Raw genomic sequence first — 22,398 nt, 5'->3', positions numbered from 1 at the left:
CTTCAAAATTGAAGAATGAGTTTCAGTCATGATTAGAGTAAGCTTAAGCTTAGGTCCTTTCAGAGGACTTAAGTCTTACATACGGACTTTCAGTCCGGGACATTTATGTCCAATTCCACCTACTTCGGTAGGTGAGTAGTTTAATAAACACTATATCTATCAATACATACCATTATCCCTCGATTATTGGAATATATAATTATAAAGATGTAAGCGTATTATAGTCCAAAGCAGAGAAAAACTATGCTTAAAGGGCAATTTTGCGTATCAAATAGACAAGCGATTGGCAAAGTTAGACGGTTAAGTTGAGCAAAGAAGTGGCGGGTTATAACATAGCGAGTATTCAATGGATACATTGCTAATAGTAAAGTATGTGTTGAAAAATGCAATATATACTTTACATTTTAGAAATTATACTATACAATGATGCTATAAGGAGGTAGAGAAATGCCAAATAAAAGAATGAAAATAGCACGTATGGAATGTGACATGAACCAAGAAGCTTTAGCCAATGAGGTAGGGGTAACGAGACAAACGATAGGACTTATTGAGTCGGGAAAATACAACCCCACTTTAAATTTGTGCATTGCTATATGCAAAGCACTTGGTAAAACTTTAGATCAATTATTTTGGGAGGAATAGAAAATGAAAAAATCAATAAAGCAAGATGAAAGAGTGGTATCTGAAAAACGTAAGATTGGTAGTGATGCTTGTCAATTACTAATGGTTTATTTAATAGGAAGTGTACTTGTACAACAATATGTATTTCAAGCACCTTTTAAAGCTTATGCGGTAGAATTTGTTGGTTTTTTTGGCGCATCCCTTTATATTGTCATACGTGCATTAATGCGTGGGCATGAAGTGGTACCTAAGAAAAATGCGACTAAAACAGCGGTAATCAATAGTCTTGTAACAGGTGTAACGATTGCATTAGTGACAGTATTTCTAAATAGTGGAAATGCTACAACCGTTAGTGAAAAGGGTGGTGCTTTGGCCATGAGTATAGGCATTTCTTTTGTGGTAGCAACAGGAGCAAGTTTTGTACTTTATATGGGTATGAACTGGTGGAGCCGAAAAAGACAAAAGGCTCTTGAACAGGAATGTGATCAAGAATAGAAATAAATAGGGTTATAGGGTATCACGTAATAAAAGCCCACTTAAATCTAACCAAGGTTTCAAGGAAACGGTAGATTTAAGTGGGCTTTTATGATGTAATGAAAGGATTAGTTTGTTCTAAGATGTGTTTCGTGAAGCGTAACATCGTCATTACGTTCAAGTACTTGACGAATAGACCATTCGTATTGGCAAAGAAGAACAGGCGCACCATCTTCTGTCTCTGCTACAATAGCGTCGGCTGTAAGTTTAAACTTAGCTGGGTCATAGTTTTCTTGCTCAATCCAACGGATGTAGTTGTATGGTAAGTGTTGTTTCTTGATTTCTACACCGTATTCATTATTCAAGCGGTATTCAAGTACTTCAAACTGAAGGACCCCTACAACCCCTACAATAAGTTCTTCAGCACCGGTAAAGCGAGGTTTGAAGACTTGAACAGAACCTTCTTCGGCAAGCTGAGAAACGCCTTTTAAGAATTGTTTACGTTTAAGGGCATTGATTGTAGAAATTTTCATAAAGTGTTCTGGTGCAAATTGTGGAATACCTTCATATTCAAGTTTTAAATCTGAACTACAAAGGGTATCTCCAATATTGAAAATACCAGGGTCGTGAATCCCGATGATATCTCCAGGATAAGCCACGTCAACCATAGCACGGTCTTGTGCTAAGAATTGTTGAGGTTGAGCCAGTTTAACTTTTTTGTTCTTTTGAACCAAGTTAGTCATCATCCCTTTTTCGAATTTACCAGAGCAAATACGAAGGAAGGCAATACGGTCACGGTGAGCTGGGTTCATGTTGGCTTGGATTTTGAAGATGAAACCTGAGAAATAATCTTCTGTAGGCGCGACTTCACCAAGGCTACTTTGACGAGGTTGTGGTGGTTGTGTAATGTCTAAGAAAGCTTTAAGGAAAGGTTCTACCCCAAAGTTTGTCATAGCACTACCAAAGAAGACAGGTGTAAGTTCACCCGCTAAAATTTGGTCAAGGCTATAGTCATCGCCTGCCATATCTAAAAGCTCAACATCTTCAATAAGTTTTGCATAAAGGTCTTGGCCTAAAAGTTCGGCTAAGTTTTCATCTTGTAAGTCACATTCTATGGCTTCAACCATAGATTGACCATGGTTTCCATCAGCAAAGAGTTCGATGTGGTTTTTAAGACGGTTGTAAACCCCTTTGAAGCCTTTACCACAGCCGATTGGCCAGTCCATAGGGAAGGCACGAATACCCAGTGCATTTTCAATATCTTCGATAAGCTCTAGAGGGTCTTTTCCTGAAGCATCTAATTTGTTAATGAAAGTGAAGATTGGAATGCCGCGCATTTTACAAACTTTGAAAAGTTTTTTAGTTTGTTCTTCGACCCCTTTTGCAGAGTCGATCACCATTACGGCACTATCAGCAGCAACAAGTGTACGGTAAGTATCTTCACTGAAATCTTGATGTCCTGGTGTATCTAGGATATTAATACAGAAACCATCGTAATTAAATTGAAGTACACTTGATGTAACAGAAATCCCTCTTTGTTTTTCGATTTCCATCCAGTCAGATACAGCATGTTTTTGTGTTCTTCTAGACTTAACAGAACCAGCAGTACGAATAGCCCCTCCGTAGAGTAGGAATTTTTCAGTTAAAGTGGTTTTACCAGCATCGGGGTGAGAAATGATGGCAAAGGTTCTTCTTTTTTGGATTTCATCCATAGTGTTTTCTAATGACATATTCAACCATCCTTATTTGATCTATATTTAAATCTCTTTTTAGAGTTTAACAACGCATTTTTTAGGGTGCAATCTCTGTAATTATTATATCCTTTACGTCAAAAGTCAAGCATAAGTTACTACCTTTTTGGTCAAAAAAAGTGTAAAATATAAAAATACATATGATCGTAGCCTTTTTAATAGGAAAAAGAAAAAGTATAATGCAAGGTGAATGTGTAAAAAAGACCAATAAGGAGAACGTGATGACAGGAAGAGTAATTAAGAAAATGGCCGTACATAACGGTGTTTTTCATTCAGATGAAGTATTTGGTGTAGCCATGATGAAAGGCCTATACCCGGGAATAGAGGTAGTACGTACACGCAAGGAGGAAGTGCTTGCAACATGTGACGTGGTAGCAGATGTTGGAGAAGGGCGTTATGACCATCATCAAATGGACAAAGAGCTTAGGGAAGATGGAATCCCTTACTGCGCCTTTGGCCTCTTATGGCGTGACTTTGGCAAAGATTATGTCACTAAGTTTTGTCCACATCTTAAAGAAGAAGAGCAAGAAACATTAAGTAAGAAAGTAGCTGATGAATTTATTATTCAAATAGATGCTGGGGACAATGGCATTGCTCTTAATAACTTTGAGTCACCAGTGACAACACTTTCACAAATTGTGAGTAGCTATATGCCACTTCAACAAGAAACCCACACTGTAGATGAGGCCTTTATGGAAGCAGTGGCCTTTGCTGAACATTACTTAAGCCGTTTAGTGATGCGATTTGGGGAGTACTACAAAAGTGTCTATTATATGGAAGAAGCGCTTCAAAGCCAACCGATTCAAGAAACCCATCTTTTGCTTTTAACCGAGTCTGTAAAGTGGAAAGATTTGCTTTTAGAACAAGATCCAGAAGGACATGTATGGTTTGTTGTATTCCAAGACATTGCAGGGTCCTACCGGGTGCAAACAGTACCTAAAGAAAAAGATAGCTTTGAGGCAAGAGTGGACTTACCCGTAGCTTGGGGTGCCTTAAGAGATGAAGCCCTTTCAGAGTTAACAGGTATAGAGGACTGTATCTTCTGCCATCCAAATCTATTTATATGTGGAAATGAGACCGAAGAAGGTGCATTGAAGATGGCAGCACTTGCTGTGGAAGAAGCTAAAAGTCAGGGGAAGTGAGATTAAGGACGCTACTAAAAAAGTACGATAGGCAAGTAGTGAGTAACAAGATTGGATTTTAGGGGGGATTTTAATGGAATTTTTTAAAGTGTTAATGATTATATGCCCACTTGTCTTTTTGGCAGGTGTCATTGATGCCATTGTAGGTGGAGGGGGGCTTATTTCGCTCCCAGCCTATATGGCTGCAGGCTTGCCACCTCACTTGGCTACAGGGACGAATAAGTGTTCATCTACTTTTGGAACGCTGCTTTCCACAGTGAGATTTATGAAGAACAAAAAAATTCACTACATAGCAGCATTGACTTCCGCAGGGGCAGCATTAGTGGGTTCGCCATTGGGTGCTACCTTGAATATGATTTTGGATGAGCGTTATTTAAGCTATACGCTTTTAGTGCTTTTACCCATTATTGCCGTTTTTCTTATCTGTAAGAAAGACTTTGGAGACCAAGAGGGTAGGGTAGAAGAAAATAAAGTAAGAATGATTGTCCTTTCTCTCCTTTCAGGCTTTCTCATTGGGATGTATGATGGGTTCTTTGGACCTGGGACAGGAACTTTCCTTATCCTTGTGTACACAGGCGTTATTGGGTTTGACCTAGTAACCGCCTCTGGGAATGCAAAAGTGGTTAACCTGGCATCAAATGTGGCAGCCTTTGTGACTTTTGCCTTAAATGGAAAAATCTTATGGAGTATAGGGATTCCTGCTGCACTGTTTGGGATTGCGGGGAACTGGGTTGGGGCAGGACTTGCCATCAAAGGTGGGAAGAAACTTATTCGCCCTATGTTTATGGTGGTGCTATTGTTGCTTATGATTAAAATAGGGTATGATTTGTTTTTAGGTTAAGGATAGGGAAAAGTAAAAGGGGGATGTTGCATATCACATGATGCAACATCCCCCTTTTGGGTGTAGGAATAACTACTTGTTTCAATATTCATTTGCAAATCCTCCATTAACTATAAATAATCCCTATTAAACAACTATCTATTGTTTGGTTGAAAATATATTTATATTGATTAGTAAACTGGACTTTATAGTTCAATCGCTACCTTATACTCAGTGTCTATTAAAATATAGGTACAGTCATGCTCTTTGCACAATCGCAAGTTTTCAACATTTTCTTCTATCATTGATTCTACTGTACAGTATGAATCATCAAGTCGCATTTCAATAGAACTAGCATATTGTTTAACATCTGAAAAGTGGTTTTCGATATACTCTTTAGTCATAACAAGACAATAATACTTAATTTCTTTTAAATATTCATTATCGAAATCATTTTTCCAATCAAAAGGAATATAGCATCCTTCAACTACAAGGTTTTGGCGATTTTCGATTGCTGTTTTGATAATTTCTTTAACAATAGCCCAAAGATAAGGAACCAATTCCTCGTCGTCATCTGGCGTTAATTCTGTATTACCACTTCTAATAAGTCCCATTTTTAAATGGTCAATAGATAAATATGTAAATTTGTATTTTTCTAATATCTTTTGTGCCAATACAGTTTTCCCAGTGTGTGAAGCACCTGCAATTAAAATAATCATTTTATCATCCTCTTTCCAAATCCTAATTTGTAATACCTACTAATCCATTCTATTTTTTAGATTTCATTAGCATCTTTTGTAAAAGAATTTTCTATGCCTCCAAAGTTTGACTGACCGGAATACCACATAAAATATCTAGTCGATAAGTAGAGCTTTATTATAACAAAATCTCTCAACAAAGTATCAGATAATTTCAGCTTTTATGTAGGAATCTTTAATAGCATCACCAACAGGGATAAGTCTAATAAAGTAAGACAAAATATGAAGAGGGTATAGGGGTGTAGACTAATGGAAAATCAAGGGATAGTAATCTGGAAATAACTTGTAATTACTCCTAAATCATGGACATTTTGTAAAGGGGTAGGGTATACTTGCTCTATAAATGAAGATGTAAATTGAGGAGGGGATTTGAAAATGAATTTTAAATATAAAAAAATAATGGCAGCTTGTTTAGTGAGTTTATTTGCAGTTGCACAAGTACCTGTATATGCCTATGTCAATGAATGTGAAGATGAGGAAAATCTTTATGTACCACAACCCACACAACCTGAGGGCGACCGTCCACAAATTGAGTGGCCGAATTTCCCAACTTTCCCAGTGATACCAGAAATACCTTGTGAAGTTGAGCACCTTCCCTATATTGTAGGTTATGAGGATGGCACGTTTAGAGCTGAGCGTGCTGTAACCCGTGAAGAATTTGGGACAATGATTGCACGTCTTTTATTAGAAGGTAAAAGTACAGACATTCTTTCTTCTTTTGATGATATTCGCCCAAATCGTTATAGCAATGCCTATATAGGTTACTTAGAGAGTGTTGGGATTGTAACAGGTTATGAAGATGGTTCTTTTAGACCTTTTGATGCCATTACAACACAAGAAGCTACAGTGATGATTGAAAAAGTGCAAAAAATTCGTAAATCTAATTATGCAAACAGTTTTAATGCAGACCAAACGATTACCCGTGCAGAAGCGGTGACCACTTTAAATCGTGTATTTGAAAGAAATTGTAGTGATGTCAAGATTCCAAATTTATTCAGTGACTTAGAAAGCAATCACTGGGCGTATGAGGAAATTTTATTTGCAGCAGTAGAACATACTCACACTATTAAATAAGGATTCAGTAAAACATACCCTCTACCAAGCGTTCGGTAGAGGGTGTGTTTTGGGTTAAAAAGATTTTTTAGAATATGAAAGGTGGTAGACTTTAAAATGAGAGATTCATAAGTAAATAGATAAATAATGTGTAAAATTTGTATGTATTATGTACAAGTTTACAAGTTTAACTTATAATATAATATATCCAATAATTTCCAAGGGGGTCATTCATGTTTAGTTTTCCTAAGAATCTTTACACAGATGTACGTATTGAAGATGTATTTGAAGCGCAAACTCGGCTGCAAAATGATACGTTAAAAGAAAATAAGCAACGTCATTATCGGGGGGCTTTTATTCGTATTTTTGATGGGCAAAAATGGTATTATAGTGCTACGACGCAGTTAGATCAAATTGATGAAGAGATTGAACAATTAGCTAGGATGGCAACACCTCATCCGAACATTGAGGCGCATCCTATTGTGCAAAGGTTGGAAGTTCATCAAGAAAAACGGATGAATGATGAGGCAAGAACCATTAGGAAGATTACAAAGGTGGAACAAGCAGACCTACTACGTGACTATGCCCAAACGGTTAAGCAGTTTGTAGCAGTTAAAGAATATACTGTACGCTATTTAGGACGCTCAGTAGTCAAATCTTTTTATTCTAGTAAAGGGGCTAACCTTTGCTATGACAAAGAAACCAGTGGACTTATTGTAGGCTATACTTTGAATGTGGAAGGCAAACGCTTTGACAACGCGTATCAATCTTCAGGGGCTACATTTGAGGCTTTAAACCATCTTCATAAGGAAGTGGGCGAAAGTATTGAAAAAGATTGTAAGTTTATTCAAGAGGCAGTGCCTGTTGAGCCTGGGAAGTATACAGTGATTTTTGCACCTGTAGCCACAGGGGTATTTGCCCATGAAAGTTTTGGGCACAAAAGTGAAGCGGATTTGATGCTAGGCAGTGAAACCATGAAGGCGGAGTGGTGCATAGGCAAAACTGTTGGTGTAGACACTTTAAATATCATTGACCGAGGAGATTTAGAGGGGGCAGGCTATACGCCTTTTGACGATGAGGGAAATAGAGCCAGGGTCAACTATCTCATTCGAGATGGTAAGCTAGTAGGTAGGCTACATACAGCATCTACAGCAGATGTTTTAGAAGAAGGGGTAACAGGTAATGGGCGTGCTAAGGACTTTGAGTTTGAGCCTATTGTAAGAATGACGAGTACTTATATAGATAAGGGGACACTTACAAAAGCGGAACTCTTCGCAGGGGTAGAAGATGGGATTTATGTAGAGGATATTGCTCATGGATCAGGTATGAGTGTCTTTACCATTGCACCTAAGCGTGCCTATAGAATTAGAGGGGGACAAATTGCAGAGCCTTTAACAGTTGCTGTTGTGACAGGGAATGTGATGGAGACACTTTACCTCATTGATGGGATTTCAAATGAAGTGGAATACTTTAGTTTTACAAGTGGTGGGTGTGGCAAGATGGAGCAGTATCCATTACCTGTAGGGTTTGGTGGACCCTATATAAGAGTGCAAAATTTAGACGTACAATAAGGGGAGATAGATATGGTTAAAGAAATTTACACCACAATCGTGAAACAAGTTTCACTCAACATTGTGGATACTAAATTAGAGTCTGTAAGAAAGAAAAATATTCAAAAAACGGGCTATAGAGTCTATGAAGATGGGTACATAGGGGTTGCAGGAGGAATCGGTACACCTGACTTAGCAGCTTTAGAACAAGAGGCTGTGAGTAACTTAAGTTTGAAAATACCGTATGAAGAAGAAGTGAGTAAGGCACAGAAAGTCTATAGAGACCGTAGAGAAATAGAGTTTGATGAAGTGGATTTCATCCAAGAAGTGGAAGGACTTTTAAGTTACTTACGCGAGACTTACCCTAACTTTAGTTTTTCTAATAAGATTAATATGGAAGAAATGTGTGTCAAACTTGAAAATGATCAAGAAGTTTCCTTGTGTGATAGAGACTTGATGATTACAGTGATGCTCTTAGTAAGAGAGAAAAGTTCGGTCAATGTCTTTGATACAGGGGTTGTCCAAATAGACCGTGAATGGAATATAAAGAAGATTAGGGCAGAAGTGGCACGTGTTGTAGGCTCTTATACCACAGAGGTTGAGTTGCCTCATGAAGGAAAACTTCCCGTTATTTTAGACCTGCAGTTGGTAGAGCCTAAGTTAAGACAAGAGTTAAACGGAGAAAGTGTAGGTAGGGGAAGCTCACTATTTAAGGATTGTATGGGAGAACAAAAGTTCCACCCAGATTTTACTTATGGTCAAAATATGAAAGAGGGCTATATGGCGCCTTTCTTTGATGCAGAAGGGTATATGAATACAGACTATACTTACAACTTTATTGAGAATGGAAAGATTATAGCACCTTACACAGATAAGAAGACAGCACGCCTCTATGGTTTGCAACATACAGGCAGTAGCACTTGCGAGTACGATGGCACACCCACTTTAAATATTCCAGATAGCTATGTTAAACCTTCAGAACGAACATTGAAAGAGCTTTTAAATGGGGAGTTAGGCGTATTAGTCGTTATGGCTGGGGGTGGAGACTATACACCGGAGGGACACTTTGGTTATCCTGTTCAACATGCTATTTTGACAGATGGTGAGAAGATGCTTGGGCGTTTGCCGCTCATTAATATTGCAAGTAATCTCTATGAAATGTTTGGGAAAGATTATAGAGGCTGTACAAAAGATGTAGTCAAAGACAATATGAGATGTCTTGTAATGGATATGCAAGTAAGTTTAGCTTAAGGCTTGGGCTGTTCATTTAAAGCTCCTAAAGGTGAGTAAGGATCACTTTTAGGAGCTTTTGAAGAATACTTTTAAAACTTTGTCACCTAGGCTATAATGTATACAGACTAACCTTTTAAAAGGATAGTAAAGAGAAAGGATTTACCTTTATGTTATTACAACAAAATACCCTAATACATGGGTTTCAACTTATAGAAGAAGAATGGATTGAAGAAATAAGTAGTACAGCAAGAGTTTTTGAACATAGGGCGAGTGGCGCCAAGCTTGTTCAGCTAGAAAATGACGATGTGCATCAGGTGTTTACTGCATCATTTAAGACTTTGCCAGCTAACGATACAGGCGTGGCTCATATTGTGGAGCATACTGTTTGCTGTGCCTCTTTGCATTATCCTTTAAAAGATACGTTTATGGAGCTGGATAAAGGTTCTCTCAATACGAGCTTAAATGCGTGTACCTATAAAGATATGACCATGTACTATTGTGCAAGTCAAAATGAAAAAGACTTTGGGAATTTAATCGAAGTGTACTTAGATTTGATTTTCCATCCACTTATTCATGAACGTCCTTATTTGTTTAAACAAGAAGGCTGGCATTATAGCTTAGAAACGCCAGAAGAGCCAATCACTTATAGTGGGATTGTGTACAACGAGATGAACGGGGAATATATGGAGCCTTCAGCAAGACTTGAAAGCTTAATCCATCAAAACCTTTTCCCAGATACCTGTTACCGCTATGACTCAGGGGGGAATCCAGAGGCTATTGTACAGCTCACAGAAGCCGAGTTTTTAGCCTTTTATGACAAGTTTTATAAGCCACATCATGGCACTTTATTCTTATATGGTAAGGGTGATTTAGAAGCCAGACTCAAACAGTTAGATGGTGTCCTTAAAGACTTTGCAAAAACAGATGAAGTCTTTGAAATACCTTTGCAAAAACCTTTTAAAAAGATGAAAACGTGTCACGCCTACTATCCAGTGGCAAGAGGTGAAGAGGAGGAAGAGGGGACTAAGGATGAAGCCCTTTTAGCTTTAAGCTTTGTAGTCGGAGACATTCACGATGTACCCCTTCGCTTAGGCTTTGAAATGCTAGAGCATATGTTATTAAAAAGTCCAGCTTCTCCATTATATGAAGTGCTCCTTGGTCAGCATAGTATTGGGAAAAGTATTGAAGAGGGGGGCTATGACACAGGTAAGCGTCAACCGACTTTTTCTATTGTACTCAATGGAAGTCACAAGTCTCATCAGGGGACATTTAAGAAACGTGTTTTAAAAGTACTCGAACGTTTGGCAAAAGAAGGAATGGGCAAAGACTTAATCGATGCCGCTTTTAATACGATTACTTTTAGCTTAAAAGAAGGCGATACACCATGGGAAGCTAAAGGTGTGATTTTAAGCGAAGAAGTACAAATGGGCGTTTTATATGACGGACATCCTTTTAGTCATTTAAAATATGAAGAAGCGTTGGCAACCATTGAAGCAAAAATGCACCATGGTTACTTTGAGCATCTCATTCAGACATGCTTTTTAGATAATCCTCATAGTCTTTGTGCCCTTTTAGAACCGGATGAAGAGACCTACCAGTTAGAAGAGGAAAGGAAAGAAGCAATCCTTGCAGCTTATAAGGCATCCTTAAGTGAGGAGGCTTTAACCAAACTTATTCTAACCAATGAGGCACTAGAGCAGTTGCAAGAACAGCCTAATCTCCAAGAAGACTTAGAGCGTCTGCCACATCTTAGTTTAAGTGATTTGCCCAATAGACCGAAGTATCCTCAGTTTACAACGAAGCAAGAAGAGGATGTCACTTGGCAGTGGCATAACTTAAATACGCAAGAGATTGCCTATATACATCTTTTGTTTGATACAAAGTGTGTGGCACAAGAGGATTTAACTTATCTTGGATTACTTGGTAATCTCCTGACTTATGTAGGTACAAAGCACTACAGCTATCACGCCTTAGAAAATGCCATCAATCAACAAACAGGGGGACTTAACTGTAGTATTCAAGCTTATGCAGCATGTGAAAATACCCATATTTTCCATCCTTATCTTAAAGTTTCTTTGAAGGTATTGGTGAACAAGCTTCAGACTTTACCAAGTTTGTTGGAAGAAATTACTTGTCATACAGTATTTGGAGATGCAACGAAAGTCCATGAACTGATTGACTTGATGATTTATGAGATGGAACGTAGCTTTAAAAGTACGCCAGAGTATCGTTCAACGCGTACAGTGTATACCTACTGTTCTCAGGCAGCCGTTTATGAAGACTATGTTTCTGGCATGGTGTACTACGACTTCTTAAAAGATTTAAAAACTAACTTATTAGAAAAAGGTCCAGAGGCTTTTGAACAGTTGGTGAAGAAGCTAGAGGTTCTATATGCTCAAGTCATGCAAAAACAAGGACTTTTTATAAGCGTAACAGCACCAGCACATGAGCATACCCACGTGGAAGCATGCTTAAAGACTTTCTTAGAGGTGCTACCAAGTAGAAAACAGCCGGCAGCAATGTATAAGTTTACCCCAACGCTTCAAAGTGAAGCTTTTTCTATGGCTACAGGTGTACAAGCGATTACGATGGGTGGCAACTTTAAGGATTTAGGCTTTAGTTTTAACGGGAGCTTATATGTACTTAACCATATTGTAGATAGTACTTATCTGTGGGATAAAGTACGTTTACAAGGTGGGGCATACGGCGCGCAGCTGACGCTAGGCCGAGATGGCAACTTAGTCTTTTGTTCTTACTGTGACCCAGAACTTGGAGCAACATTAGATGCCTTTAGTGGAAGCACGCCTTTTGTACAAAGCTTGGAGCTGACACCAAAAGAGTTAGAACGCTGTATTATTGGAACAGTAGGAGGTTTAACTCAGCCACTGACCATGGAACAAAAAAGTGAACAGGTCCTAATCTATGGCATTACCCAAGTGACTCAGGAACTTATTGAGAAAGAGTGGGAACAAGTGCTGCACACAACGGTGGAAGAGCTTAGAAGTTTAGCGCCCCTACTTGAAGCCGTTTGCAAACAGAAGGCACTTTGTGTCATAGGCAGCCGCACTAAGATTATGGAAGAAGCTAATCGTTTCCAACATATTCGCAGTCTATAAGGTCTAGATCTAAGAAACAAAGAAGAGGGAAAGACTTAAGTAGGCGCAGGCTATCTATAAAGGAAAAGAAGCGGCAAAAGATAAGGGATTGCATAAAAGAAATAGAAGATGAGTGAGATAAAATAAGTAGTAGGATACATGAAGTTAATGAGACAAGAGATAAGACATAAAAGAGACGAAAGATACAAAACAACAGTAAAATACACAAAGATAAACAGATAAGAGGAGTTACAACAACAAGATGCCTTAAATATTAATTTAGTTACCTCTACCCATTATGTGCCTCAGATTATAGAAGCCCTTAAGCTGGCAAAATCCAAGGGGCTTCATTTACCCGTTGTCTATAATAGCAGTGGTTACGAGCAAGTAGAGACTTTAAAACTTTTAGAAGGCTATGTAGATGTTTACTTACCAGATTTTAAATATTTCAAAGATAAATATGCTAAAAAGTATTCTTTTGCCCCAGGTTATGAGACTATACCCAAGCTGCTTTAAAGGAAATGGTACGTCAAGTGGGCTCCCCACAGTTTGATGCGGATGGCATCTTGCAAAAGGGTGTCATTGTGAGGCACTTAATGCTCCCAGGACTATTGTTTGACTTCAAAAAAGTCATCGACTACTTATATACAACTTACGGGCATACCCTCTATATCAGCTTGATGAACCAGTATACCCCACTTGCTCATGTGGCAAAGTATCCCGAACTTAACCGCCCGCTTTCTCAAGTGCACTATGACTATTTGGTGGATTATGCTGTGGAATTGGGTGTGGAAAATGGTTTTATTCAAGAAGGAGAAACCAATAAGGAGAGCTTCATTCCGCCTTTTAATGAAGAAGGAGTAGAACCTTTTTAAGGGAATTTCATATAAATAGATAGGGAGAAGTAAAATAAGGTGGTTAAATAAGTTATGATCGAAGTCATTTTATTAGTTATGGCCTTATCTATAGATGCCTTTGTGGCAAGTACTGCCTATGGCGTAGATGGCATTAAAATTCCTTTGAAGTCTGCTTTTGCTTTAAGCGGGATAAGTTCTTTGATTTTACTTTTGTCTATGGCAGGGGGTGCACTTATAAGTGGATGGCTTCCACCACAAGTCACAGGTATTGTATGCTTTGTGTTGTTGCTATTACTGGGAATGTCTAGGTTTTGTGAAGGGTTAATCAAAGACGTGTTAAGTCGTCATGCCAATCATGTCCAAGGCATTACCTTTAAATGCTGGGATTACCACTTCATTTTAGACATCTATATGGATAATACGAAAGCTGACTGTGACCAGTCTAAAGTATTAAGTGTAAAGGAAGCCATTTCGTTAGGGATTGTTTTATCACTAGATGGCATTGCAGCAGGGTTTGGAAGCGGATTGGTGGAAACACCTTATATGGAGACGCTGATTGTATCCATGCTTGTGAGTATGGTAGCTATTTTACTAGGCTGTGCCCTAGGGTGTCGCCTTGCAAATCTTAAGAACTTACAAATTTCTTGGTTGAGTGGCATTACCCTTATTGTGTTGGCCTTTTTAAAATTATTTTAAACCTCAAAGTGTTGTAGCGCCTAAGTGGCGATACAGCACTTTTTTTAGTTGAGGTCAAAATTCGGTGTCATATTTAGGACAAGCTAGGCATAGAATGAAAATACCTAACACTTAAAGAAAGTAGGGAGGAGAAAATACAGTGGAAAACAAGTTTTATAGGCAACCTAAGGACAAAGTACTTAAGCAGCTCAAAGTATTAGAAGAAAGGGGACTTACCGAAAAAGAAGCCCAAAATAGGATTCAAACCTATGGGAAAAATGAATTTACCAAGCTCAAACAAAGTAGTTTGCTTCAAGAAGTGAAGGAAATTTTAAGCCAGCAACTCATTATTATTTTATTGATTGCAGCAGGTATTAGCTTACTAATTCGTGAATATCATGATGCGATTGGAATTTGTATGGCTATTTTAATAGGAAGTGCCATTGGTTTAATTACAGAAAATAAATCCAAGAAGGCAGCAGAAGCTTTAGCACAGATGACGGATGACATTCAAGTGAAGGTGATGAGAGATGACGTGAAGAAAGTCATTCATAAAAGTGAAGTTGTCATAGGGGATATTGTCTTTTTAGAAACAGGCGATATGGTGCCAGCGGATGGCCGTATTTTAAAGGCTTTAGAGTTTAAAGTGAGAGAGGACATGCTTACAGGTGAATCGGATGATGTAACTAAGCAAGATTGCATCGTAGAATCGGATTACTTAGCAGACCAAAAGAATATGCTTTTTGGAGGGACCTTGATTGCTCAAGGAACAGGTGTTATGGCAGTAACAGCTACAGGGGACTTCACTGAAATGGGCCATATTGCTAAGGAACTTGGGGAGAGGGATACAGATACCCCCCTTCAAATTAAGCTAGACAACTTAGGAAAACGTATTTCACAAGTGTCTTCAGCCATTGCAGCCATGCTCTTTGTCTATATGTTTGTACAAATTTTGCAAGAAGCACCGACTAAGATGGACTTTACAAGTGGGGAGGCATTAAGAGGGTCTCTAAAAGGCTTAGCCCTCTGCTTCCCAGAGATTAAAACAGCTTTTGTTGTATGTGTTGCGCTTATTGTTGCTGCTGTACCAGAAGGGCTGACAACAATGATTAATATTACCTTGGCCATTACCATGAAGCAGATGGCAAAAATTAATGCCCTCGTGCGTAAAAAAGAAGCGTGCGAAACCATAGGAAGTGTGAGTGTTATTTGTAGTGATAAAACGGGAACATTGACTCAAAATCGTATGCAAGTGGAGCGTGTTTACCTAGAAGGTCACTATGTGGATGCTGAGGATTTGCCACAGTATAAAGACTTTATTCATAACTGCCTTGTCAATAGTACAGCAGATGTAGAATATAGTGGACAAGAACCTAAATATATGGGAAGTGCTACAGAATGTGCCTTGCTACGTCTTTGCAAAAACTTTAACTATCAAACAGCTAGAGAAATGAGCGACTTAATCCGACAAGTCCCTTTCAACTCACAAAATAAGTATATGCTCACGATGATTCATACACCTAGCAAATATAAGGTGTACGCCAAAGGGGCACCGGAAATGATTTTAGACCAATGTGCTTATGAAAGAAGAGGCAAAGAGTTAATTCCACTGACAAGCAGACGTAAAGAAGAGATTTTAAAAGAGATGGCAATCTTGCAAAAAGAGGCTATGCGTGTACTGGCCTTTGGCTTTTTAGAAAGTGCTACGATACAAGACTTTGCACGGCGTGAAAATTGGGATAAAACCTTAATCTTTCAAGGTTTTGTAGGCATTTGTGATCCGCTTCGCGAGGGGGTGCAAGAATCCATTGAAATTGCCAAAGATGGTGGAATAGAAACGAAGATGTTGACAGGGGATAATATCCAAACGGCCATTGCTATTGGTAAGCAACTGGGTATTGTAGGTGGCCCTTGCAACTTACGTGCAGTAGAATCGAGTTATATTGATGCCTTAAGTGATGAGGAACTGTGCAAGCAAATTAAGACGATTGGGATTGTAGCTCGGTCAAAACCTACAACTAAGATGCGTATTGTCCAAGCCCTACAAGAAAACGGAGAAGTCGTAGCCGTAACAGGAGATGGCATCAACGATGCACCTGCACTGACAAAAGCAGATGTTGGGGTAGCCATGGGGATTGCAGGGACAGAGGTCAGTAAAAATGCAGCGGATATTATCTTGACAGATGATAGCTTTAGTACCATTGTTCAAGCCATTAAGTGGGGACGTGGGATTTATAACAACTTCCAAAGGTTTATTCAGTTTCAATTAACCGTTAATATTATTGCTTTTATGATGGCTATTGTCAGTCAGTTGATGGGACAGGATATGCCGTTTACGACCATTCACCTTTTATGGATTAACATTATTATGGATGGGCCACCAGCCTTAGTACTTGGTTTAGAACCTATTCGGGAAACAGTTATGAAACGTAAACCTATTGATCGTAAGGCAAGTATTATCAACCGCTTTATGATCGTGACTATTGCACTCAACAGTCTATACATAGCAGGTGTGCTGTATGCTCAAATTAAATGGAATTTATTGGGAGCTGACCCAGCACGTGTAGTTGGACATGCTAGTGAAATCCAAACAGTAACATTCAGTTTGTTTGCTTTCTTAGTGTTATTCAACGCCTTTAACTGTAGAGAGTTTGGGATCGCTAGTATTTTCCCGAACTTCTTAAAGAATAAAGTGGCGTTACAAGTGATTGCAGCTACAGGCGCAGTACAAATTCTTATTACTCAATTTGTAGGTCAATTTTTCAATGCAGTACCACTCACACAACATATGTGGGGAAAAATTCTTCTAGTTGGATGTACAGTCATTGTATTTAATGAAGTATTGAAATTGATGATGCGATTAGGGAGTAAGGTTTTTAAGGAATCTATTGACAGATAAATAAGGGTTAGGTATGATGAATAGAGAAGAGTGACATTTACAACTTGTCTACGCTTTATAGTGCTACAAGCTTATAGTGCTAAAACGTTGTGAAGTCCAGCAAGTTAAGGCTTTTTGCGTGTGGCAAAAAGTCTTTTTTTACTGTTCAAATAAAAGGAGGTGGTATGAGTGGATTCGCATAATCCAAGTAACGAACAGTCGGAACGAAGTAGTCAGCAAGACGGGGAAGCGGCCAGTCATACCCCGGTAGGAACTGGTGCCCCCTAGAGAAAGGGGACAGACGATGAAAACAAACATGAATCAAGAAGAACTTAGAAAGTTCTTACTTCACGCGCCACAAAATAAAATTATAGAGTATATTGAAAATGTCCATCCTGTAGATATCCTTGATATTTTAAGAGAAGATGCGGAAAACGGGCGAGATATTTTAAGTAGATTGCCTGAAACCTATATAGCAGATATTATAGATGAGGCAGATCCAGAAGAAAAATATAGCCTGTTGATGAGCTTTAGTGAAAATAGACAACGCAATATTATAGAAGAAATGGCTTCAGATGAGCTTACAGACCTTTTAGGCATGTTAGACGAAGATCAGGCCAATAAAATTTTAGCTAAGATGACTGAGGAAGATGCCAGAAAGGTACGTCAGCTTTTAAGCTACGATCCAAGTACAGCAGCGGGTATTATGGCCACAGAATTTGTGTGTGTTAAAGCCCATATGACGGTGAAACAAACACTAAGGTATTTACAAGATAATAAAGAAGAAATTGACCATGCCTATGACTTATATGTCATTGACGATTTAGATAAATTAAAAGGGGTTGTCACCTTAAAGGAGCTCGTAACGACCCATTTTGAAACCACTATTGGAGAGATTTTACAACCCCACGTGGAAACGATTCCTTTTGATATGGATCAAGAGGAAGTAGGCCATTTGTTTGAGAAGTATGGCTATTTAACTTTACCTGTTATTGACCGTATCGGTAGACTCTTAGGAATTGTAACGGTAGATGATGCCATGCAAATTTTGCGTGATGAAAATACAGAAGACATTCACAAACTAGGTGGGGTTGGTGAAGGAGAGAAGGTCAACGGGACCTTGAAAGAATCTGTGAAGAGCAGATTGCCTTGGCTATTTGTCAACTTACTCACAGCTATCTTTGCTTCTGCAGTTGTTGGGCTATTTGAAGGGACTATTGAGAAAGTTGTATCGCTTGCCACGTTTATGCCTATTGTAGCAGGGATGGGTGGGAATGCAGGAACCCAAACCCTGACTGTTATTGTACGTGGTCTAGCGCTTGGAGAACTGGACTTTAAGCATATTAAAAAGGCTTTGATCAAAGAATTAGGCGTAGGTCTCATTACGGGTGTATCCATAGGGTTTGTCATTGCTATTTTAGGCTACCTTTGGGAAGGCAACGTGGTCTTTGGTTTAGTGATTGGGATTGCCATGATTCTTAACATGGTTGTAGCGACTTTATCAGGGCTTATTGTACCTATTGTACTCAAAAAGCTTAAGGTAGACCCAGCCCTTGCATCTTCTGTCTTTGTAACGACGTTTACAGATGTACTTGGTTTCTTCTTCTTCTTAGGTCTTGCAACAGCCTTTATTCAATATTTAGTCTAAAAGATGAACGTATACGTCAAATGAAGAGGTGACTATGGATAAAATTATTATCTATTGTGACGGTGGTTGCCGTGGCAATGGGAAAAATAATAATGTAGGTGGGTGGGGTGTCTATTTAACCTACAAAGGTAAAACCAAAGAACTTTATGGCAGTGCAAAAGGTACTACCAATAATATTATGGAACTTACAGCTTGTATAGAGGGCTTACGCGCGCTTAAAAAGTACGATGTCCCTATAGAGGTTATGGTAGACAGTGCATATGTCTTAAATGGAATCACCAGTTGGATTTACAACTGGATGAAAAAGGGATGGGTGACGTCTAAGAAAGAGCCTGTAGAAAACAAGGCACTTTGGCAAGAACTTTATGAGGAAAAGCAAAAGTTTCAAGAAATTAAGTTTATTAAAGTAAAGGGGCATAGCGACAACTTTGGCAATAACAAAGCAGATGCCCTTTGCAACAAAGCGATGGACGAGCTTTAAAAAATAACCATATTTATACGGTTGACTTTGTTTGATAAGAAGTCGGTATAAATATGGTTATTTGTTTATCTAAAGGAGAGAAATTTTTATGAGTAGGCCCTAGGGCATAAAAAAAGAGGAATGAGAGTAAATTAAAGGGTATTTTTATGTGAAGAAGGTTTGACAAATGGACTAAAGTTAGACATAATGATGGGTAATGCATAGACATAATATCCTACATGAGGGGGCCAGGACATATGGCACAAATTGGCGTGTTTTTTTGTCAAGATGAAATATTAACCAAGCAGTACGAGACACTAGCAGGAACAAAACAAGGTGTCTTCTATAATCCGCCAGAAGGCCACGACCGTGTATGGCGTAATGAATTTGAAAAAAAGTATGAAGAAAAATATGACTTTTGGCCTAGAGGGCGGGTTGCTTACAACACCAATAGTAAACAATATGTCATCTACCATGATCCATGTTTAAAACAAATACAGTTAAATCAAGTGCGTGAGTGCTTTGGTATAGATGAAGAGGAAGTACGCTTTGTAGTGGATGAATACTATAGCTGTCATGTGTGTAGCCACAAGTGGGTTGACGATGATGAAATGCTTTACGATAGTTTTTAATCAATAAAAAAGTCCTCAAAAGGTTTGACACAGAAAAATACCAGGCCTAAAATAGATTGAGGAAATGATAAAATAAGAGGTGAATAGAATGTCAAGTTGCAGTAGTTGTCCAAGCCAAGGTTCATGTAATAAAAATGAATCAAGCTGTCAAGTACAATTAAATACACATGGTACCATTAAGAAAATTATTGGTGTAATGAGTGGTAAAGGTGGAGTTGGAAAGTCTACACTTTCTGTACTTCTTGCCAAAACACTAGCAGCCAATGGGAATAAAGTTGGGATTATGGATGCCGATATTACTGGCCCAAGTATTCCAAGACTTTTACACATTAAAGAAGCCAATGTACAAACAGAGGGTGAACTGATTTACCCAGTGGAAACAGAAGAAGGCATTCGTGTCATGTCTGTAAATCTACTGATGGAAGATGAAAATCAACCTGTTATTTGGAGAGGCCCAGTTATTGCAGGAGCCGTGAAACAGTTTTATCAAGATGTAGTATGGGGGGACTTAGACTACTTAGTGATAGATATGCCACCAGGAACCGGGGATGTTGCCCTTACAACCATGCAGTCTATACCGATGACAGGTGTTGTGATGATTTCTACACCACAAGATATGGTTTCTATGATCGTATCTAAAGCCATTAATATGACACGTAAGATGAATGTACCTGTTATTGGGGTTATTGAAAATATGAGTTACATTCTTTGCCCAGATTGTAGCAAGAAAATTAAAATGTTCAACCAAGAAGGTATGGACAAGTTCCTACAAGAAATGGATGTTGAACTTTTAGGTGAACTTCCAATGACACAAACTGTAGGTAACTTATCTGTTACACAAGCTACAGAATATGAAGAAGAAGTACAAAAAGTATTAAACAACACAGTAGAAAAAATTATTAAATTTTAAAATGAATAGCGTTTGCTTGCAGGAACACTAGGAGGAAAATTATCATGTCTTGTCCAACAAGAGGAGAAGTAGAGTCGTTATATGAGAAGATTAGCGGCTTTGAATTTAAAGAAATTTTAATTACTATTGCAAAACATTCCCAAGAAAAATTACCAATTTTAGATGCAGGAAGAGGCAATCCAAACTGGACAGCCACACTTCCAAGACAAGCCTTCTTTGCCTTTGGTCAATTTGCAGTCCTTGAGACACAACGTACTTGGAAAGAAGAAAATTTAGGTGGTATGCCTACTCTAAAAGGCATTGCAGGAAGACTCGAACGTTTTTTAAAAGCGTATCCAGAACCGAATATTGCAGGTTTTATTCGTGAGTTTGTGCACTATGGTGTAGGCAGATTAGGATTTGAAGAAGAAGCCTTTATCTATGAGTTAGCGCATGGGATTATAGGCGATCAATATCCTTTCCCAGACCGCTCACTGATTCATATTGAAAAGATTGTAAAAGCTTATTTGTTAAAAGAACTTTGTCCAGACCGTGAAATAGAAGGGGACTTCCAACTCTTTAGTGTTGAAGGTGGAGCAGCGGGGATGTGTTATCTCTTTGACTCTCTCATGCATAATCATCTTTTACATAAAGGGGACAAAATTGCGCTTATGACGCCTATTTTCACACCTTACTTAGAAATACCCGAATTACCAGACTATGAGTTTGAGACGGTTTACATTCGTGCAAGTAAAGTACAAGAAAACGGCAAAACAAGTATGCAATATACAAAAGAGGCGCTTGACCAACTTAAAGATCCAGCGGTTAAAGCAGTGTTTATTGTTAATCCCAATAATCCACTTTCTATCGCGTTAAATGATACAAGTAAATCTTACTTGATCCAATTGGTTAAAGAAGAACGCCCAGACTTGATGATTGTTACAGACGATGTGTATAGCACATTTGTTCCTCATTTTTGTTCCATTATGGCAGACTTACCTTATAATACCCTTTGTATTTATTCATTCTCCAAATACTTTGGTGTAACAGGTTGGAGACTTGGAACAGTGCTTCTTCATGAAAAGAATGTATTTGATGACCAAATTCAGAAGCTACAAGCTTGCGAGAAGGAAGAACTTGAAAAACGTTATACTTCTCTCGGGACACATGCTACAGATGTGAAATTTATTGACCGTATGGTAGCAGATAGCCGCTTGGTTGCACTCAACCATACGGCAGGGTTATCTACCCCACAACAAGTACAGATGGCTTTATTTAGTGGATTTGCATTACTAGATGAAGGCGACCGTTATAAAAAGCTAACAAGACGTATTTGTAAAAAACGAAAAGGCTTGCTTTATGAAGGTATGAAACGTGAGATGGAAAAAGATCCACATGATGCGTACTACTACACAGAAGTCAATCTCTATGAGTGGATGCAAAAAGAGTGGGGGCCTGAGGTGGCGACAGCCATGAACCGTCGTTATAAATGCGTAGATTTCCTTTATGAACTAGCGCACCAACATAATGTCATTTTATTAGCAGGAGATGGTTTTGCATCTTCTAAATGGTCTGTACGTGTTTCTTTAGCCAACTTAGAAGAAGGCGCGTACTTAAGAATTGGTCGTGCCATGTACCAAGTCCTACAACAATGGGCAAGAGAAGTAAAAAAACTTTCTTAGGCGCTAGGAAAGTTTGGATTTTATCAATTATTTGGCAAAATCATGATAATAAAAGGGTGTTCTCTTTAAGGAGGACACCCTTTTTGTTAGTATGAAAGGATGCTATACAATAAAGTGAGAGAGCTGAAAATGAGATATAACATATAGATCAAGGGGCAGCCTTGTACAGCAAGAAAAGGA

18 protein-coding genes are annotated in these 22,398 nt (G+C 38.6%); 16 read left to right on the top strand and 2 right to left on the bottom strand.

Features of this window, described 5'->3' with window-relative positions; genetic code table 11:
- The first annotated feature begins 447 nt into the window (after positions 1 to 447).
- Both RRY75_RS01575 and RRY75_RS01570 read left to right on the top strand, forming a co-directional pair.
- A complete protein-coding gene (locus RRY75_RS01575; protein WP_332494373.1) occupies positions 448 to 642 on the top strand; it encodes a helix-turn-helix transcriptional regulator in 195 nt (64 codons plus the stop codon).
- Positions 643 to 645: 3 nt separating this feature from the next.
- Complete coding sequence (locus RRY75_RS01570) at positions 646 to 1,116, top strand: DUF6773 family protein (RefSeq protein WP_332527655.1); 471 nt, start codon at positions 646 to 648, stop codon at positions 1,114 to 1,116.
- Between the two features lie 107 nt (positions 1,117 to 1,223).
- Here RRY75_RS01570 and RRY75_RS01565 read toward each other — a convergent pair whose 3' ends face one another.
- Positions 1,224 to 2,825 carry a peptide chain release factor 3 gene (locus RRY75_RS01565; RefSeq protein ID WP_332494375.1) on the bottom strand — a complete coding sequence of 534 codons (1,602 nt, stop codon included), beginning with the start codon at positions 2,823 to 2,825 and terminating at the stop codon, positions 1,224 to 1,226.
- Positions 2,826 to 3,067: 242 nt separating this feature from the next.
- Here RRY75_RS01565 and RRY75_RS01560 point away from each other — a divergent pair, with 242 nt between their 5' ends.
- Positions 3,068 to 3,988, top strand: coding sequence for an MYG1 family protein (locus tag RRY75_RS01560; RefSeq protein ID WP_332527656.1), 921 nt, complete (start codon positions 3,068 to 3,070; stop codon positions 3,986 to 3,988).
- Positions 3,989 to 4,061: 73 nt separating this feature from the next.
- Entirely contained in the window at positions 4,062 to 4,829 is a 768-nt protein-coding gene (locus RRY75_RS01555; protein WP_332527657.1) for a sulfite exporter TauE/SafE family protein, read from the top strand.
- Positions 4,830 to 5,014: 185 nt separating this feature from the next.
- Here the strand turns inward: RRY75_RS01555 and RRY75_RS01550 are convergent, their stop codons facing one another.
- Complete coding sequence (locus RRY75_RS01550; RefSeq protein WP_332494379.1) at positions 5,015 to 5,527, bottom strand: hypothetical protein; 513 nt, start codon at positions 5,525 to 5,527, stop codon at positions 5,015 to 5,017.
- A gap of 414 nt (positions 5,528 to 5,941) precedes the next feature.
- Here RRY75_RS01550 and RRY75_RS01545 point away from each other — a divergent pair, with 414 nt between their 5' ends.
- The 12 genes from RRY75_RS01545 (at position 5,942) to aspD (ending at position 22,218) form a co-directional block, all read left to right on the top strand.
- Positions 5,942 to 6,640, top strand: a complete 699-nt coding sequence (locus tag RRY75_RS01545; RefSeq protein WP_332494381.1) for an S-layer homology domain-containing protein — start codon at positions 5,942 to 5,944, stop codon at positions 6,638 to 6,640.
- Between the two features lie 212 nt (positions 6,641 to 6,852).
- A complete protein-coding gene (locus RRY75_RS01540) occupies positions 6,853 to 8,190 on the top strand; it encodes a TldD/PmbA family protein (protein ID WP_332527658.1) in 1,338 nt (445 codons plus the stop codon).
- 12 nt (positions 8,191 to 8,202) lie between these two features.
- Positions 8,203 to 9,420 (top strand): metallopeptidase TldD-related protein, encoded by a 1,218-nt coding sequence (locus RRY75_RS01535; protein ID WP_332527659.1) that lies wholly within the window; start codon positions 8,203 to 8,205, stop codon positions 9,418 to 9,420.
- A 149-nt stretch (positions 9,421 to 9,569) separates the two neighbouring features.
- Positions 9,570 to 12,518 (top strand): insulinase family protein, encoded by a 2,949-nt coding sequence (locus tag RRY75_RS01530; RefSeq protein ID WP_332715464.1) that lies wholly within the window; start codon positions 9,570 to 9,572, stop codon positions 12,516 to 12,518.
- 500 nt (positions 12,519 to 13,018) lie between these two features.
- A complete protein-coding gene (locus RRY75_RS01525; protein WP_332527661.1) occupies positions 13,019 to 13,372 on the top strand; it encodes a hypothetical protein in 354 nt (117 codons plus the stop codon).
- Positions 13,373 to 13,426: 54 nt separating this feature from the next.
- On the top strand, positions 13,427 to 14,050 hold the full coding sequence (gene ytaF / locus RRY75_RS01520; RefSeq protein WP_332490540.1) for a sporulation membrane protein YtaF: 624 nt from the start codon (positions 13,427 to 13,429) through the stop codon (positions 14,048 to 14,050).
- A gap of 139 nt (positions 14,051 to 14,189) precedes the next feature.
- The gene (locus RRY75_RS01515; RefSeq protein ID WP_332490541.1) at positions 14,190 to 16,928 is read left to right on the top strand and encodes a calcium-translocating P-type ATPase, PMCA-type; all 2,739 of its coding nucleotides are present in this window, start codon (positions 14,190 to 14,192) and stop codon (positions 16,926 to 16,928) included.
- A 283-nt stretch (positions 16,929 to 17,211) separates the two neighbouring features.
- Positions 17,212 to 18,555 carry a magnesium transporter gene (mgtE, locus tag RRY75_RS01510; protein ID WP_332527662.1) on the top strand — a complete coding sequence of 448 codons (1,344 nt, stop codon included), beginning with the start codon at positions 17,212 to 17,214 and terminating at the stop codon, positions 18,553 to 18,555.
- Between the two features lie 34 nt (positions 18,556 to 18,589).
- Positions 18,590 to 19,036 (top strand): ribonuclease HI, encoded by a 447-nt coding sequence (gene rnhA / locus RRY75_RS01505; RefSeq protein ID WP_332490543.1) that lies wholly within the window; start codon positions 18,590 to 18,592, stop codon positions 19,034 to 19,036.
- 236 nt (positions 19,037 to 19,272) lie between these two features.
- Positions 19,273 to 19,647 carry a hypothetical protein gene (locus RRY75_RS01500; protein WP_332490544.1) on the top strand — a complete coding sequence of 125 codons (375 nt, stop codon included), beginning with the start codon at positions 19,273 to 19,275 and terminating at the stop codon, positions 19,645 to 19,647.
- Positions 19,648 to 19,735: 88 nt separating this feature from the next.
- The gene (locus RRY75_RS01495; protein ID WP_332490545.1) at positions 19,736 to 20,557 is read left to right on the top strand and encodes an Mrp/NBP35 family ATP-binding protein; all 822 of its coding nucleotides are present in this window, start codon (positions 19,736 to 19,738) and stop codon (positions 20,555 to 20,557) included.
- Between the two features lie 44 nt (positions 20,558 to 20,601).
- Entirely contained in the window at positions 20,602 to 22,218 is a 1,617-nt protein-coding gene (gene aspD / locus RRY75_RS01490; protein ID WP_332490546.1) for an aspartate 4-decarboxylase, read from the top strand.
- Positions 22,219 to 22,398 lie beyond the last annotated feature (180 nt).

It is taken from the genome of Niameybacter sp., from assembly GCF_036655075.1.
GTDB lineage: Bacteria > Bacillota > Clostridia > Lachnospirales > Cellulosilyticaceae > Holtiella.
Note: the sequence above shows the minus strand (reverse complement) of the source record. Positions and strands in the feature narration are given on the sequence as shown.

Bases quoted from the DNA above. Each gene is read 5' to 3' on its own strand.
- RRY75_RS01565 (WP_332494375.1), bottom strand. From the start codon at position 2,825: ATGTCATTAGAAAACACTATGGATGAAATCCAAAAAAGAAGAACCTTT.
- RRY75_RS01530 (WP_332715464.1), top strand. From the start codon at position 9,570: ATGTTATTACAACAAAATACCCTAATACATGGGTTTCAACTTATAGAA.
- RRY75_RS01525 (WP_332527661.1), top strand. From the start codon at position 13,019: ATGGTACGTCAAGTGGGCTCCCCACAGTTTGATGCGGATGGCATCTTG.
- mgtE (WP_332527662.1), top strand. From the start codon at position 17,212: ATGAAAACAAACATGAATCAAGAAGAACTTAGAAAGTTCTTACTTCAC.
- RRY75_RS01495 (WP_332490545.1), top strand. From the start codon at position 19,736: ATGTCAAGTTGCAGTAGTTGTCCAAGCCAAGGTTCATGTAATAAAAAT.
- aspD (WP_332490546.1), top strand. From the start codon at position 20,602: ATGTCTTGTCCAACAAGAGGAGAAGTAGAGTCGTTATATGAGAAGATT.
- rnhA (WP_332490543.1), top strand. From the start codon at position 18,590: ATGGATAAAATTATTATCTATTGTGACGGTGGTTGCCGTGGCAATGGG.
- ytaF (WP_332490540.1), top strand. From the start codon at position 13,427: ATGATCGAAGTCATTTTATTAGTTATGGCCTTATCTATAGATGCCTTT.
- RRY75_RS01535 (WP_332527659.1), top strand. From the start codon at position 8,203: ATGGTTAAAGAAATTTACACCACAATCGTGAAACAAGTTTCACTCAAC.
- RRY75_RS01575 (WP_332494373.1), top strand. From the start codon at position 448: ATGCCAAATAAAAGAATGAAAATAGCACGTATGGAATGTGACATGAAC.
- RRY75_RS01560 (WP_332527656.1), top strand. From the start codon at position 3,068: ATGACAGGAAGAGTAATTAAGAAAATGGCCGTACATAACGGTGTTTTT.
- RRY75_RS01545 (WP_332494381.1), top strand. From the start codon at position 5,942: ATGAATTTTAAATATAAAAAAATAATGGCAGCTTGTTTAGTGAGTTTA.
- RRY75_RS01500 (WP_332490544.1), top strand. From the start codon at position 19,273: ATGGCACAAATTGGCGTGTTTTTTTGTCAAGATGAAATATTAACCAAG.
- RRY75_RS01570 (WP_332527655.1), top strand. From the start codon at position 646: ATGAAAAAATCAATAAAGCAAGATGAAAGAGTGGTATCTGAAAAACGT.
- RRY75_RS01550 (WP_332494379.1), bottom strand. From the start codon at position 5,527: ATGATTATTTTAATTGCAGGTGCTTCACACACTGGGAAAACTGTATTG.
- RRY75_RS01540 (WP_332527658.1), top strand. From the start codon at position 6,853: ATGTTTAGTTTTCCTAAGAATCTTTACACAGATGTACGTATTGAAGAT.
- RRY75_RS01555 (WP_332527657.1), top strand. From the start codon at position 4,062: ATGGAATTTTTTAAAGTGTTAATGATTATATGCCCACTTGTCTTTTTG.